The sequence below is a fragment of the Kribbella sp. VKM Ac-2569 genome (genome assembly GCF_004216905.1).
Classification (GTDB): domain Bacteria; phylum Actinomycetota; class Actinomycetes; order Propionibacteriales; family Kribbellaceae; genus Kribbella.
Map to the genome: position 1 here is coordinate 541,982 of NZ_SGXJ01000003.1, position 13,934 is coordinate 555,915.

Genomic DNA, 13,934 nt, shown 5'->3' on the forward strand with positions numbered 1-13,934 from the left:
CCGGTGCTGAGGTGAAGGCATGTCCGACTACCCGTACGCCGATCCGATCGTCGACCTCTCCGACGTCCAGGAACTCGACCGCGACCTCGTCGTGATCCCGAACCGGAACGTCGACCTCGTACCCAACATCGGCCTCATCGGCGGCACCCATTCGGTCCTCGTCGTCGACACCGGCCTCGGCCCGCGGAACGCGGAGCAGGTGCTGCGGTTTGCCACGTCGTACGCCAACGGCCGGCGGCTCTACCTGACGACGACACACTTCCACCCCGAGCACGCCTTCGGTGCGCAGGTCTTCGCCGACGAGGCGACGTACCTTTTGAACACCGCTCAGGCCGACGACCTGACGACCAAGGGCGAGGGCTACCTGGGCATGTTCCGGCAGCTCGGCGAGCCGGTCGCCCGTGAACTGGAAGGTGCCGGGATCCCCGTCCCGGATGAGACGTACGACGGTACGTACGAGCTCGACCTCGGTGGCCGGTCTGTGCAGCTCCGACCGACCGGACGCGCGCACAGCAAGGGCGATCAGGTCATCGCGGTCCCCGACGCCGGCGTCCTGTTCACGGGCGATCTGGCCGAGGCGGACCAGTTCGCGATCTTCCCGTGGTTCCCGCCGTACGACGTCGACGTGTCCGGCGTCCGCTGGATCGAGGTCATGGACCGCCTCGCCGCGGAGCGCCATCGGATCGTCGTCCCCGGCCACGGCGAGGTCGGCGACGCGCAACTCCTGACCCAGGTACGCGACTACCTCACCGAACTCCGCGACGAGACCTGGCGCCGGCGGGACTCGGGCATGTCTGAGGAGACGACCGCCGCCGAGATCCGGGCCCTCATGATCGAACGCCACCCCGACTGGCGGCTACCGGAATGGATCGACCGCGGAGTCGGCTGCCTCTGCGCAGAACATCGTCACTGAGCCTGCATGGCGCCTGGGTACCGGTCCGTCGTACGACTATCGGATCCGGGACGGTGGCAATGCGTCGAGCAGTCGCTGTGGCACTGCTGCTGGTGCTGGTTCTGAGCAGCTGCGCCGACCCGGACCAGAAGCTGCGGTCAGCAGCCGCCCAGTCGGCCCGGGATGCAGCGTCCGAGGTGAGCACCACACGACTTGCCGTAGAGCAGTTGCGGGCCCACCGCCTGTGGTCGCAGTCCGCCGGACAGATGGTCGAGGACGCCCAGAAGGGTGTCGAGAAAGCGGCTAGCTCGTTCTCGTCGCAGCAACCGTCGACGGTCACCTCGACCCGGCTCTACGAGCAGGTCACAAAGACCCTGGACGACGCGCAGACCGCGGTGACGGCAGTCCGGATCGCACTCGGCAACGGCGATCTCGCGGCGGCCGAGCAGCAGCTCACCGCCCTGCGACGATCCGATGCCGACCTGGGCCGGATCGGAGAGCTCGCGAAGTGAAGAAGGTGCTCGGCGTCACGCTCGGGATCCTGACCGCGATCGGTGGCTTCGTGGACATCGGAGACCTCGTCACCAACGCGCTGGTGGGTGCCCGGTTCGGCCTGCACCTGGCTTGGGTCGTGATCGTCGGAGTGATCGGGATCTGCCTGTACGCCGAGATGTGCGGACGAGTCGTGGCGATGTCCGGACGCCCGGTGTTCGACCTGATCCGCGAGCGGCTCGGCCCCCGGACCGGACTGCTCACCCTGGTGGCGTCGTTCCTGGTGACGCTGCTGACACTGATCGCCGAGATCGGCGGTGTGGCACTCGCACTCGAGCTCGCGAGTGGCGTGCACTATCTGCTCTGGATGCCCCTGGCCGCGTTCGCAGTGTGGCTGGTGATCTGGAGAGTAAAGTTCTCCCGGCTCGAGCAGGTCTTCGGGCTGCTCGGCCTGCTGCTGGTGGTGTTCGCGGTCGCGTTGTTCACGCTGGGACCTGATTGGGGCCAGTTGCTGCACCAGGCGACGCGGCCGCATCCGATCGGTCACGAGAACTGGGCGACCTACGCGTACTACGGGATCGCGCTGTTCGGTGCGGCGATGACGCCGTACGAGGTGTTCTTCTTCTCGTCCGGAGGGGTCGAGGAGAAGTGGACGCGGAGCGATCTGGTGACGGCACGGTCCAACGTGTTCGTCGGGTTTCCGCTCGGCGGGTTGCTTTCGCTCGCGATCATGGGCGGTGCCGCGGTCCTGTTCCTGCCGGCGGGCATCAAGGTCGAGACCTTGGGTCAGGTGACGCTTCCGGTGGCGGTTGCCCTCGGCAAACTCGGGCTGGCGATCGTCCTGATCGGGGTGTTCGCGGCGACCTTCGGCGCGGCCCTGGAGACGGCACTGTCGTGCGGCTACACGATCGCGCAGTACCGCGGCTGGCAGTGGGGAAAGTTCGTCCGGCCGCGGGAGGCATCGCGGTTCCACGTGGTGATCATCGTGTGCCTCGTACTGGCGATGCTGACGCTGCTGACGGCCGTCGATCCGGTGCAGGTGACGGAGTACTCCGTGGTGTTCGCCGCGATGGCGCTGCCGCTCACGTACCTGCCGATCCTGATCGTTGCCAACGACCCCGACTATGTCGGCGAGGAGAAGAACGGTCCGGTGCGCAACGCGTTCGGGCTGGTCTACCTGGCGCTGCTCACCGTTGCCTCGGCGGCGGCGATACCGCTGATGATCATCACGAAAGGAGGGCAGTGAGCATGCCCGGCGAATCGGGGCGAGTGCTGCACGCACAGCTGCATCTCCTGGACCGGCAGTTGATCGACCAGGCCGACGGTCACCTGGCCGGGAAGGTCGACGACGTCGAACTCGACCTGGACGCCGATCCGCCGGTGGTGACCGCGCTGATCACCGGTCGGGAGCGGATCACTGCCCGCCGGATCGTCGACATCACTACGGCCGTGACGGTCTCGGTCGAGGATCTCGATCTCGACTACTACGACGACTGGGTCGAGAACCACGTCATCGCCAAGATCCCAGGAGCCCGCCATGCGCCTGAATGACCTGCTCGGTCGCCGCGTCCTGGACACCGACGGCGACGTCATCGGCGGGGTCGCGGACGTTCGCCTGGTCCAGGACGGCCCGATGCTGGTCTCGATGCAGCGCGCGTTGCGGGTCGACGGCCTGATCGTGGTGGAGAACCGGGCCACGCGGCTCTTCGGCTACGAGCGCCACGTCGGCCCCGAGCTGCTACGTCGGCTGATCCACGCGCGGCTCGGCGAGGTCTGGTACCTGCCCTGGGACGACATCGAGGAGATCACCGACGACGCCGTCACGATCGCTCCCAGACGCGCCCACCTGCGTCGTCTGGAAGACCTCGCGCGCTACTGAGCCGTTTGCCCGGCGGCACCTACGAAGGCGCCTTTCGGGCCGAAGGCGTACTGGCTGAACCGGTCTGCGATGAGTTGGTGGGTGGGGCCGTCCGGATGGAGGTCGTCGGGGAGCGGATGGGCGAGGTTGTCCGTCTCGCCGTACAGCTCGCGGCCGTCCAGGTGGTGGAGGTTCGGGTCGGTCAGGGCGCGTTGGGTGAGGATGCGGGCGAGTTCGGCGCGGATGACCGACAGGGTGAGTTTGCCGGCCGGGATCTCGTCGGGGTTGCCCGTGGCGGTGAAACGGAGTTCGCCGGCGGCCAGGGCGGACAGGTCCCAGTTGGTCGGTCCGGGGGTGTTCTCGTGGATCGGGCAGAGGATGGGGGAGACGACCAGCAGCGGCGTGTAGGGGTGGCCGTCGCGAATGGTGTCGAGGAAGCCGTGGACGGCCGGGGTGAAGCTGCGGAGGCTGAGCCCGTCGCTGTTGACGATGTTGATGCCGAGTTTGAGGCTGATCAGGTCCGCGGGCGTGTCGCGGATGGTGCGGGCGATGAACGGTTGCAGGTACGCGCTGCCACCGAAGCCAAGGTTGACGAGTTCGACACCGCCCTGAGCGGCGGCGAGGGCCGGCCAGGTGCCGGTGGGGTGGGTCGCGTTGGACCCGTGGCTGATGGAGCTGCCGTGGTGCAGCCAGACCCGGCGCGCGGCTGGTACCGGCTCGACCGGAGCATCGGTGCGCAGGGCAACGAGTTGAGTCGTCTCGTTGTGCGGCAGCCAGATCTCGACGGTCTTCGGTACGGCGGCCAGCCCGGCGACTCGCAGCGTCTCGGGCTGCCCGGGCCGGGTCTCGGTAGCGCCCGTCATCAGGTCGATGGTGATGACGTCGCCGCCGGGCGCGGTGAGCTGCGTCACCAGCTCGCCGTCGACGAGTACGTCGTACACGCCGTCCGGTCGCGGGGGAGCGCCGACGTAATCCCGCTTGGACGGCACCGTGTCGAGCTCGACGACGGTGGCCGACGTACGGAAGACGAGGCGTACGCCGGAGGGTTGGGACTCGACCATCGACATCTGGCCGTCGTCGTACTGCGTTCGCGCCCAGGCCGGCAGGCGGTGTGGGAGGAGGCCGCGGTCGGTCTGCTCCAGTTCGAGCGCACCGCGGAGCAGGTCGCCGGTGATAGGGGTGGTGATCATGTCAGCTCCAGCTGCGGAGGAGGGTGTCGAGGGCGTCGATGATGCGTGGCCAGCTGTCGCTGGCGCTGGGCTCGCTGTGGGAGAAGGAACCAGCGAGCTCGAGGGTGATGTAGCCGTGGATCGTGCTGCCGAGGAGGCGTACGGCGTCGGTCTGGGCGGGTTCTCCGAGGTCGTACCCACGGAGGACTGCGCGGACGAGCTCGGAGTGCCGACGCCCGGCATCGACGTACTGCTCGCCCAGAACTGAGGCAGCGGCGGTGTGGCGGGTGGCGGTGTAGCGGCCCGGGTGGGTTCGGGCGTAGTCGCGGTAGACGTCGGCGAGGGCGTGCAGGGCGTCGCGGCCGGCGCGCCCGGCGAGGGCCGCGGCAGCCTGGTCGGCCAGCTCGGTGAGGGCGACCGTGGCGATGCGGGCCTTCAGGTCGTCGGAGTTGCGGACGTGTGAGTACAGGCTCGCGACCTGGACGCTGAAGTGCCGGGCCAGCGCCGACACGGTGACCTGTTCGAAGCCGACCTCGTCGGCCAGCTCCGCACCGGCCTGCGCCAGCCGCGCGCCGCTCAACCCCGCTCTTGCCATAGCTCATTATGTATTTGCCTAAAGCCTTTAGGCAAACTGGATCAAAGAAAAAGCCCTCACCGCGCCGTTGCGGTGAGGGCTTCTCAGTGGATCAGGCGGTGCGCTTGGTCCGGTGCAGGTGCGCCGGGCCGATCTCGCCCTTGCGCAGCAGATCGACCCGCTCGGCCAGCAGCTCCTCCAGCTCCGAGATGCTGCGGCGCTCGCGCAGCATGTCCCAGTGCGTACGGGCCGGCTTCTCCTGCTTCGGCTCCGGCTTCTCACCGGTCGAACGGGCGGCCTCGCTGCCGCAGTGCGGGCACTCCCAGATCGCGGGCACCTCGGCGTCGTGCGCCATCGTGACCTCGACCACATGGCCGCGGGGGCAGTCGTACGTGATCATCTGGCGCGGCGCGAACTCCACACCGCGGTCATCCTCGAAGCTGACCCCACCCAGCCCCGAACCACGCAGTACGCGATTAGACATGTCAAACCTCCGAGATCGTCATCCGTGCCAACGGTCGGCCGGCCCGGATCATTCCCATTTTGGCATGCCCGAGCCATATGTACGCACCTGACACCAGCGCCGTGACCTGCTGTCATCGACTGTTCACAGATCCCGCAGTGTCACCGAGTGTCGCGGACCGCCCGATGTACGACGCACCAAATCGATACCTGGTTCACAGCCTGTTGCCAGGAAGCGAGGATCTCCTCCTCAGTAAGTGTCCCTAGCCTCAGCGTCCATGGTGCTACCCCGCCACAAGCTCCGTGGCCTCAGTTTCGTGAACGTGGCCCTGGTGGCCATCGTCCTCGCCATCGGCGTCACCGCCTACTTCCTGTTCTTCAAGAAGGATCCGCCGGCCGCCGGCGCGACCCGGCCGTCGGTGGCCGTGCAGCGTGGCGAGGTGACCGCGAGCGTCAGCTCGAGCGGCACCCTGCAGAGCTCCCAGACCGCGTCCCCGCAGTTCGAGACGTCCGGCACGGTGACGCAGGTGCTCGTGAAGGTCGGTCAGGTGGTGGCGAAGGGCGCCGCGATCGCGAAGGTCGACCCGGCAGCCGCCGAGCGGCAGTTGCGGATCGCCCAGCAGAACCAGATCGCGTCCGCGAACTCGGTCACCGCGGCCGAGGGGACACTCAGCGACGCACAGGACGCCCTCGAGGCGGCCGAGGAAGCGTCCGCCTCACCCTCGCCGACCCCCACCCCGAGCAACGGCCAGCAACAGCAGACCCAGCAGTCTCAAGGTCAAGGTCAGACTCAGAGCCCGGAGGTTGCCGTCAGCAACGCCGAGGCGAGCCTGGCGAAGGCGAAGGCGGACAAGGAACAGTCCGACCAGAACGTCGACGCGGCCGAGGCCGCGGTCGACGCGACCACGCTGAAGGCGCCGATCGCCGGCACGATCACGGCGGTCAACGGTGCAGTTGGCTCAGTGGCCGGCGGATCCAACTCCAGCTCGGGTTCGAGTTCAGGCAGCAGCGGGCAAGGCTCGACCTCAGGTCAAGGTTCAGCCTCGAGCTCCGGTACGTCGACCACGTCCGGCACCGGTTTCGTGGACATCGCCGACCTGAAGGCGCTCCAGGTGGTGGCCGCGTTCGCCGAGGCCGATGCGATCAAGATCAAGGCCGGCCAGGCCGCGACGGTGACCCTGAACGCCGAGCCCGGTACGACGCTCACCGCATCGCTGGCGACCGTGTCACCGACCCCGACCACCACCAACGGCGTGGTCTCGTACTCGGCCACCTTCAGCCTCGCCAAGCTCCCGGCCAACGCCCGGATGGGCCAGACCGCGAACGTCACGGTCCAGACCGCGAAGGCGGCCAACGCGCTCTACGTCCCGAGCATGGCGATCGCGACGAGCGGTACGACGTACACGGTCACGATGGCCGACGGCAGCGGGACGCGGGAGGTGCAGGTCGGCGTCCGGGGTGACAGCTACACGCAGATCACGTCGGGCCTGAACGAAGGCGACCAGATCGAGCTGCTGCAGGGCGCGATCGGCGGCACCGGTACCCAGAACGGCCAGGGCCGGCAGGGGCAGCAGCCGGGCGGTGGCCAGTTCCCGGGCGCGGGCGTCGGTCAGGGAACAGGCGCCGGAGGCTTCCGTGGCCGCTGAGTCCCTGATCGACATCCGGGAGGTCACCAAGACGTACGGCCAGGGCGAGACCGCGGTGCACGCTCTCCAGGGTGTGTCGCTGCGCGTCGAGGCCGGCGAGTACGTCGCGGTGATGGGCTCGTCCGGGTCCGGCAAGTCGACGTTGATGAACATCCTCGGCTGCCTCGACGTACCGTCCCGCGGGGAGTACTGGCTCGACGGGAGCGACGTGGCCCGGCTGAGCGAGGATCAGCAGGCGCTCGTCCGCGGCCGGAAGATCGGGTTCATCTTCCAGTCGTTCAACCTGATCCCGCGCACCACCGCGCTCGCGAACGTCGAACTACCCCTCACCTACGCCCACCTGCGCCGGGGCGAACGCCGCAAGCGGGCCAACCGGGCGCTCGAACTCGTCGGTCTCGCCGACCGCACCGGGCACCGGCCGAACGAGCTGTCCGGCGGTCAGCAGCAGCGGGTCGCGATCGCCCGGGCGCTGGCGACGGGTCCGCGGATCCTGCTCGCCGACGAGCCGACCGGCAACCTCGACGCGCATTCGACCGCCGAGGTGCTCGGCATGTTCGACGACCTGCACGCCGACGGCCGCACGATCATCGTGATCACCCACGAGCACGACGTCGCGGCCCGCGCCCGGCGGCTCGTGCAGGTCTCCGACGGCCGGATCGTCTCCGACGAGGTGACCCGCTGATGTCCCCACGCGACCTGATGGGCGCCGCGCTCCGCGGCCTCACGGCGAACAAGCTGAGATCGCTCCTCACCGTCCTCGGCGTCTCGATCGGGGTCGGCGCCGTGATCGTGCTGGTTGCAGTCGGCAACGGCTCGGGGAAGGCGGTGCAGGACCGCCTGGAGGCGATGGGCACCAACCTGCTCACGGTCTCCACGACGGGCGGTGGCGGCGGGTTCCTCCGCGGTCAGGCCGGCCCGGCCAACCAGCAGTACAGCCTCACGCTCGACGACGCCACCGCGCTCGCCGACAAGAACCTGGCCCCGGACATCTCGTCGGTCGCGCCGGTGATGACCAGCTCCGGTACGGCGACCAACGGCGACACCAGCTACACGGTCAACCAGGTGATCGGCACCACACCGATGTACATGCCGGCCACCAACACGCCGGTGCAGATCGGCAGCTCGTTCACGCAGGCCGACGTGGACACCTCCCAGCGGGTGATCCTGCTCGGGCAGACGGCCGCGACCGAGCTGTTCACGCGGCCCGCAAGCGCGGTCGGTCAGACGATCAAGCTCGGCGCCGTCGACTTCACCGTCCTCGGCGTACTGGCGAGCAAGGACAGCACCGGCTTCAACGACCCGAACGCGACCGCGATCGTGCCGATCAGCACGCTCCGGGCGACCCAGGCCGGGTACGGCGCCCTGAACCAGATCGTCGTACAAGCGGCCGGCCAGGATCGTGTCGACACCGCGCAGGCCGAGGTCACGGAGTTGCTGACCGCTCGGCATCAGGTGCCCGCCGAGGAGACCTCGCCGTTCCGGATCACGAACTCGGCGCAGATCCTGCAGACCAGCCAGGACACCGCGGCGACGTTCACCGCCCTTCTCGCGACCGTGGCCGCGATCAGCCTGGTCGTGGGCGGGATCGGGGTCACCAACATCATGCTGGTCACGGTCACCGAGCGGACCCGGGAGATCGGGATCCGCAAGGCGCTCGGCGCCCGGCGTCGGACGATCCTCGGCCAGTTCCTGATCGAGGCGACGCTGCTCAGCCTGATCGGCGGCGCGGTCGGGGTCGGGGCCGCGCTGATCGTCACCCGCTTCCAGTTGGCCGGTGTGCAGCCGGTGCTGGTGCCGTCGTCGATCGGACTCGCACTCGGCGTGTCCGCGGCGGTCGGCCTGTTCTTCGGCAGCATGCCGGCGCACCGAGCCGCCGGCCTCCGTCCCATCGATGCACTACGTCACGAGTGAGAGGCACTTCAGATGAGTAACCAGACGCCCGATGAGTTCGCCCAGATCGGGTCCGACGAGGAAGTCGATGCGGCGCTGAAGCCGAAGAAGACCCTCAACCTGCCGCTGGCCACGGCGATCCTGACCGGGATCGTGGTGCTCGCCATCGGCCTCGGCGGCGGCGCCGGGCTGCACGCGGCGTTCGCCTCGGACAGCTCGTCGAACCAGCCGCAGGCCGGCGGTCGCGGGTACGGCGGGTTCCGCGGCCAGTACGGCCAGAACGCGCCCGGCCAGGGTCCCGGCGGTGCGCAGGGCGGTGGCGGGGTCGGCACGGTCGTCTCTTCGACCAGTTCCGAGTTGGTCGTGAAGACCCAGTCCGGCAATGTCACGGTGAAGCTCACCGGCGACACGACGTACGAGATCACCTCGAAGGGCACCGCGGCGGACCTGAAGGCGGGCGAGCAGGTCGTCGTCAGCGGCCAGAGCGCCAACGGCACGATCACCGCGAACACGGTCCGCCAGGGCGCCTTCGGCAGCTTCCGCAACCCGACCGCAACCCCCTCCTCCCGCTGAGGATCCCCAGGCCATCACAATTGCACGTCCACTGCGCCGCCAAGCGTGCCGCCGTGGTCTGGTGGCGAATTGTGATGGCCTGGCGGTCCGCCTCGATCCGTGCGTCCGGCCAGCGCCCCGGCCGGGCGCACGTCAGTTCGAGGGGCGGTGTCCGAGGGACGACTGGAAGCGGAGCAGGTAGCCGTCGGGGTCCGTCACCAGGAACTGCTCGACACCTGCCTCGCCGTCACCAGTTCGGTACCACTTCGTCTCGGGCTGCATGAACAAGGCCCATCCGGCGGCGCGCAGCGACTCGACGATCGGCGCGATCGAGGGGACGGCGATCTGGAAGTTGACGCCGCGACCCAGCGGCGGGCGCAGTCGCCCGGTGATCCAGTTCCGGCCGACGCCGATCTGCTCGAGCATGATGTGCGCGTCGCCGGACGTGAGGTACGCGAAGCCCTCTTCCGGCCGGTCGTACAGCACCTCGAAACCACACAGCTCGCACCAGAAATGCGTGCTGGCGGCAACGGACTTCACGAGGAGCTCGGGCACGAGGGCGGGCGGATTCACCGCGTCATCGTGTCAGGTCCGGGTGGCGGTGAGGGCTACGGCGACGGAGTCGAGAGTGAAGCTGCCGCCGGCGGCGTCGATTGCGGTGGCGGTGCCTTCGAGCACGGCGTCGAGTTTGCCGGCGGTGGAGAGGGGTTTGGCTATGCCGCTGGTGCGGAGCTGGTCTAGCCACTCGTCGCGGGTGTAGGTGCGGGACCAGGGGAAGGTCGCGCGGGAGACGTTGGTGAAGGCGGCGGGGAGGTTGTCGGCGGTTCGGTCTAGGAACTGCTCGTAGGCGCCGAGAGGGGAGGCGGCGGCTGGGTTCTGAGGCAGTACGTCGCGTTGGACGTCGGCGAAGGCTGCGCCGAGGGCGGGTGGCGGTTGGAGGACGTACCAGAAGACGGCGAATGTCCCGCCGGGGCGGAGTACCTCGGCGGCCTTCGTGGCGCCGACGGCTGGGTCGATCCAGTGCCACGTCATCCCGGCGACTAGCGCGTCGAAGGTGCGGCCAGCTGGATCCCAGGTTTCGAAGGGGGAGACTTCGGCTTCTACGCCGGTGGAGCGTGCGTACGCCGCCATTCGGCCGTCGACGTCGACGCCGAGCACTCGGCATTCCGCCGCCTGGAGTTGGCGGGACAAGATGCCGGTCCCGCACCCGACGTCGAGGAAGTCGCGACCGGGTGCCGCGGCAACGAGTGCGTCGATGAGAGCGGTCGGGTAGGACGGCCGGGCCTGGTCGTAGAGCGCCGCGTCGGCGCCGAAGGACTCGGCCATCTCGCGGTGCCGATGCGGGTCGGCGGGCTGCTTCGGATCGGGGTCCGGCGCTAGAGTGGGCATGTGCCCACGATAGTGGGCGGTCGCCCACTTGCGTCAAGGGACGGTGTGAATGCCTACCGGTGTGGCTATGCGGGACGCCCGGGAGCAGCTGTTCGACGCGGCTGAGCGGGTGTTGCTGCGGGACGGGCCGGAGGCGCTCACGAGTCGCGCGGTGACTACCGAGGCTGGGTGCGCGAAAGGCTTGCTGCACAAGCACTTCACGGACTTCGACGGCTTCCTCGCCGAGCTCGTCCTCGACCGGATCCGCCGCCTCGACGACCAGGCCGAAGCGCTGCTGAAGGCCGCAGGGCAGGGGAGTGTCGTCGACAACCTCACCACGATGCTGACCGACCTGTTCGGCTCGGTCGCCGTCGCGATCGTCAGCCTGACAATCTCCCGAGACGGTCTGCGCGCACGGCTGCGGGAGGCTGTGCCCACCGGCGTACCGATCCTCAGCGAAGCCGGCCAGGCCATCCGGGACTACCTCGCCGCAGAGCAGACCTACGGCCGCATCCGCTCGGACGCCAACATCGACGTCCTCGGCCTGACACTGATCGGCTCGAGCCACATGATGTTCGCCGACCGCACCGGCACCCGCCCGACGGTCGCTGCGGTGCGTGAGTTCGTCGGTTCCGTCGTACCCGCCTGAACGGATCCGCGGCGCGAGAGATCCGATGAGTCATTGACGGGTTCGCTTGGAAAGCGCTATCTTCCGACGAAATGAGGTGTAAAAAGTACAAATTGGTCGGAAGTTGGAGACATGCATCGTCGTACCTTCCTCGCAGCAACAGGTGTCGTGGGACTGACCGCATTGCCCGCACTGCCGGCGACGGCCAGCTCGCAGGGCCGGCTGGTGGGCTCGCTGGACGAGCTCCAGGCCGCGATCGTCCGCGCGACGCCGGGCAGTGTCATTACCGTTGCCGACGGCACCTATGAGGTATCGGCTCCGATCACGATCACCGGCAAGCGCGGCACCCGTGACGAACCGATCGTCGTACGGGCGGAGTCGGTCGGGGGCGTGGTACTGACCGGTGAGCAGAGTTTCGTGCTGAGCGGCTCCTCGGACGTCACGATCAGCGGCTTCGCGTTCCGGCAACGTACGACGCTCGACGTACCGCCGGACTGCCGACGGATCCGGCTGACCCGCAACGACTTCCAGCTGGCAGACATCGAGGGTCTGCACTGGGTGATGGTGCGCGCGGACTACTCGACGATCGATCGCAACGAGTTCCACGGCAAGTCCACGCTCGGCATCTACCTCGGCGTCGAGGGCGCCGGGACGGACGGGATGGCGCGCGGGGTGCACATCACCCGCAACTACTTCCGCGACCACACGTTCCCCGGCGACAACGGCGGCGAGCCGATCCGGCTCGGGCTCAGCCCGCGGGCGCTGTCGACGGCCGGTGCGGTCGTCGAGTTCAACCTGTTCGAGCGTGCGAACGGCGACCCCGAGGCGATCTCGGTGAAGTCGTCGGGCAACACCATCCGGCACAACACGATCCGCGACAGCCTGGGTGGCATCGTGCTGCGGCACGGCAACGCGACCCGGGTCGAAGGCAACTATCTGCTGTCGGGGGAGAACGGGATCCGGATCTACGGCAACGACCACCTGATCGTGAACAACTACGTGGAGCGGATCAGCGGCACCGGCGTCGTACTGGGCAGCGGCAACGTCCGCGATCATTACCCCGGCGAGCCGGCAGACTCCCGGCGCGGTAACGATGCGCCGGACCGGGTGCGGATCGCGCTGAACACCGTGCTCGACTGCGAGTTCGCTGTCAGCGGCGAGAGCCACCGGACCCTGCCGCCGCTCGAGTGTGCGGTGACAGACAATCTGTTGGTGACGGACAACGGGCAGTTGGTGAACATGCCGTTCCAGGACGGCATCACCTGGTCAGGCAACATCCACTGGGGACAGGGAACGGACGGCAACGCGCCCGCCGCCGGCTTCACCCGCGTCGACCCGCGGCTCGCACCAGGTCCCGACGGGGTACGTCGGCTCACGGCGGGCAGCCCGGCGATCAACGCGGCGTCCCAGTCGTACCCTGAGGTCGCCGCCGACTTGGACGGGGACCACCGGACCGGTCGCACGGCGGATGTCGGCGCGGACGAGTACTCGGCCCGCTGGCCGACGTACCGTCCCTTGACCTCTACCGACGTCGGGCCGCACGCGCGATGAAGACGGCCCAGAAGAACGCGGTGGGGGAGCAGGAGATCATCCGGACGTATCTCGACCGGCTGCGGCTGGATCTGGTCGTCGCGGCCCGGATCACGAAGGTGCACCGCGAGTGGTCCCGGGCCCTGATGCCGGATCCGTTCTCCCGCCTGTACCTGATCCTGGAGGGAGAGGGGCGCCTCGTCGTACGAGACCAGGAGCTTTACCCGCGGCCCGGTGAACTCGTCTACCTGCCGGCCGACGTGCCTGTGTCGTACGAGACGATCAGCGACAACGTGTTCCGCAAGCACTGGCTGCACTTCTCGGCGCTGATCGGCGACCGCGACATCGGCGAGATGCTGACACTGCCGTACATCGTCCCGAGCAAGGCGCCCGAGGAGGCCGCCGCTCTGTTCGAGCAGGTCGGTGCCGCCGACCGGGACCCGCCCGGTCTTGCGACGCCGCTGCGGCTGCGTTCGGCGCTGACCGCGCTGTTCGCGCACTACCTGGACAGTGCGCCGCCCGGCTCGGTGCGGTTGTCGGAGCGGCAGACGAGCGAGTCCGGGATCGTGCAGTACATACAGGACAACCTCTCCACGCTGCCGAGTGTCGAGGAGCTCGCGGCGGTGTTCGGCTATGACCTGCCGAGCTTCATGCGGCACTTCCGCACGGAGTTCGGGTTGTCGCCGAAGCAGTACATCAAGCGGGCCCGGATCGAATGGGCCCAACGCGAGCTGACGGCGACCGCGCGCCCGATGGAGGAGATCGCGGCCGCCGTCGGGATGGATCAGTCCTACTTCTCGAAGGTGTTCCGCCAGGTGAGTTCGGTGACCCCGAGCGAGTACCGAAAGTTGTACCGCCCACACAACTAGGAGC

Annotated in this window: 17 protein-coding genes; 12 read left to right on the forward strand and 5 right to left on the reverse strand. The window is 68.5% G+C overall.

What is annotated here, in order from left to right; all coding sequences use genetic code 11:
- Positions 1-19: 19 nt before the first annotated feature.
- From EV649_RS22855 to EV649_RS22875, 5 genes are all read left to right on the forward strand, one after another.
- Entirely contained in the window at positions 20-913 is an 894-nt protein-coding gene (locus EV649_RS22855) for an MBL fold metallo-hydrolase (RefSeq protein ID WP_130385599.1), read from the forward strand.
- Between the two features lie 77 nt (positions 914-990).
- A complete protein-coding gene (locus tag EV649_RS22860; RefSeq protein WP_130385600.1) occupies positions 991-1,404 on the forward strand; it encodes a hypothetical protein in 414 nt (137 codons plus the stop codon).
- Entirely contained in the window at positions 1,401-2,630 is a 1,230-nt protein-coding gene (locus EV649_RS22865; RefSeq protein ID WP_130385601.1) for a divalent metal cation transporter, read from the forward strand. The genes EV649_RS22860 and EV649_RS22865 overlap by 4 nt, the downstream gene beginning before the upstream one ends.
- A 2-nt stretch (positions 2,631-2,632) precedes the next feature.
- Positions 2,633-2,935: a hypothetical protein gene (locus tag EV649_RS22870; RefSeq protein WP_130385602.1), complete on the forward strand. Its 303-nt coding sequence runs from the start codon at positions 2,633-2,635 to the stop codon at positions 2,933-2,935.
- Positions 2,922-3,263 carry a hypothetical protein gene (locus EV649_RS22875; protein WP_130385603.1) on the forward strand — a complete coding sequence of 114 codons (342 nt, stop codon included), beginning with the start codon at positions 2,922-2,924 and terminating at the stop codon, positions 3,261-3,263. The genes EV649_RS22870 and EV649_RS22875 overlap by 14 nt, the downstream gene beginning before the upstream one ends.
- Here the strand turns inward: EV649_RS22875 and EV649_RS22880 are convergent.
- From EV649_RS22880 to EV649_RS22890, 3 genes are all read right to left on the reverse strand, one after another.
- Entirely contained in the window at positions 3,257-4,432 is a 1,176-nt protein-coding gene (locus EV649_RS22880; RefSeq protein ID WP_130385604.1) for an SGNH/GDSL hydrolase family protein, read from the reverse strand. The genes EV649_RS22875 and EV649_RS22880 overlap by 7 nt on opposite strands.
- Position 4,433: 1 nt before the next feature.
- Entirely contained in the window at positions 4,434-5,006 is a 573-nt protein-coding gene (locus tag EV649_RS22885) for a TetR-like C-terminal domain-containing protein (RefSeq protein ID WP_130385605.1), read from the reverse strand.
- 91 nt (positions 5,007-5,097) lie between these two features.
- Positions 5,098-5,469, reverse strand: coding sequence for an RNA polymerase-binding protein RbpA (locus EV649_RS22890; RefSeq protein WP_130385606.1), 372 nt, complete (start codon positions 5,467-5,469; stop codon positions 5,098-5,100).
- A 256-nt stretch (positions 5,470-5,725) separates the two neighbouring features.
- Here EV649_RS22890 and EV649_RS22895 point away from each other — a divergent pair, with 256 nt between their 5' ends.
- From EV649_RS22895 to EV649_RS22910, 4 genes are read left to right on the forward strand one after another with little or no spacing between them, the layout of a single operon-like run.
- Entirely contained in the window at positions 5,726-7,093 is a 1,368-nt protein-coding gene (locus EV649_RS22895; protein WP_130385607.1) for an HlyD family efflux transporter periplasmic adaptor subunit, read from the forward strand.
- On the forward strand, positions 7,083-7,775 hold the full coding sequence (locus EV649_RS22900; protein WP_130385608.1) for an ABC transporter ATP-binding protein: 693 nt from the start codon (positions 7,083-7,085) through the stop codon (positions 7,773-7,775). The genes EV649_RS22895 and EV649_RS22900 overlap by 11 nt, the downstream gene beginning before the upstream one ends.
- Positions 7,775-9,004 (forward strand): ABC transporter permease, encoded by a 1,230-nt coding sequence (locus EV649_RS22905; RefSeq protein WP_130385609.1) that lies wholly within the window; start codon positions 7,775-7,777, stop codon positions 9,002-9,004. Before EV649_RS22900 ends, EV649_RS22905 begins: the two co-directional genes overlap by 1 nt.
- A gap of 12 nt (positions 9,005-9,016) precedes the next feature.
- Positions 9,017-9,556 carry a hypothetical protein gene (locus EV649_RS22910; RefSeq protein ID WP_130385610.1) on the forward strand — a complete coding sequence of 180 codons (540 nt, stop codon included), beginning with the start codon at positions 9,017-9,019 and terminating at the stop codon, positions 9,554-9,556.
- A 132-nt stretch (positions 9,557-9,688) separates the two neighbouring features.
- Here EV649_RS22910 and EV649_RS22915 read toward each other — a convergent pair whose 3' ends face one another.
- Entirely contained in the window at positions 9,689-10,108 is a 420-nt protein-coding gene (locus EV649_RS22915) for a VOC family protein (RefSeq protein ID WP_130385611.1), read from the reverse strand.
- Positions 10,109-10,120: 12 nt separating this feature from the next.
- Positions 10,121-10,924 (reverse strand): class I SAM-dependent methyltransferase, encoded by an 804-nt coding sequence (locus EV649_RS22920; protein WP_198682635.1) that lies wholly within the window; start codon positions 10,922-10,924, stop codon positions 10,121-10,123.
- A 49-nt stretch (positions 10,925-10,973) separates the two neighbouring features.
- Here EV649_RS22920 and EV649_RS22925 point away from each other — a divergent pair, with 49 nt between their 5' ends.
- The 3 genes from EV649_RS22925 (at position 10,974) to EV649_RS22935 (ending at position 13,930) form a co-directional block, all read left to right on the forward strand.
- Positions 10,974-11,552 (forward strand): TetR/AcrR family transcriptional regulator, encoded by a 579-nt coding sequence (locus EV649_RS22925; protein WP_130385612.1) that lies wholly within the window; start codon positions 10,974-10,976, stop codon positions 11,550-11,552.
- 111 nt (positions 11,553-11,663) lie between these two features.
- Positions 11,664-13,082, forward strand: coding sequence for a polysaccharide lyase 6 family protein (locus tag EV649_RS22930; protein ID WP_130385613.1), 1,419 nt, complete (start codon positions 11,664-11,666; stop codon positions 13,080-13,082).
- Positions 13,079-13,930 carry an AraC family transcriptional regulator gene (locus EV649_RS22935; RefSeq protein ID WP_130385614.1) on the forward strand — a complete coding sequence of 284 codons (852 nt, stop codon included), beginning with the start codon at positions 13,079-13,081 and terminating at the stop codon, positions 13,928-13,930. Before EV649_RS22930 ends, EV649_RS22935 begins: the two co-directional genes overlap by 4 nt.
- Positions 13,931-13,934: the final 4 nt, after the last annotated feature.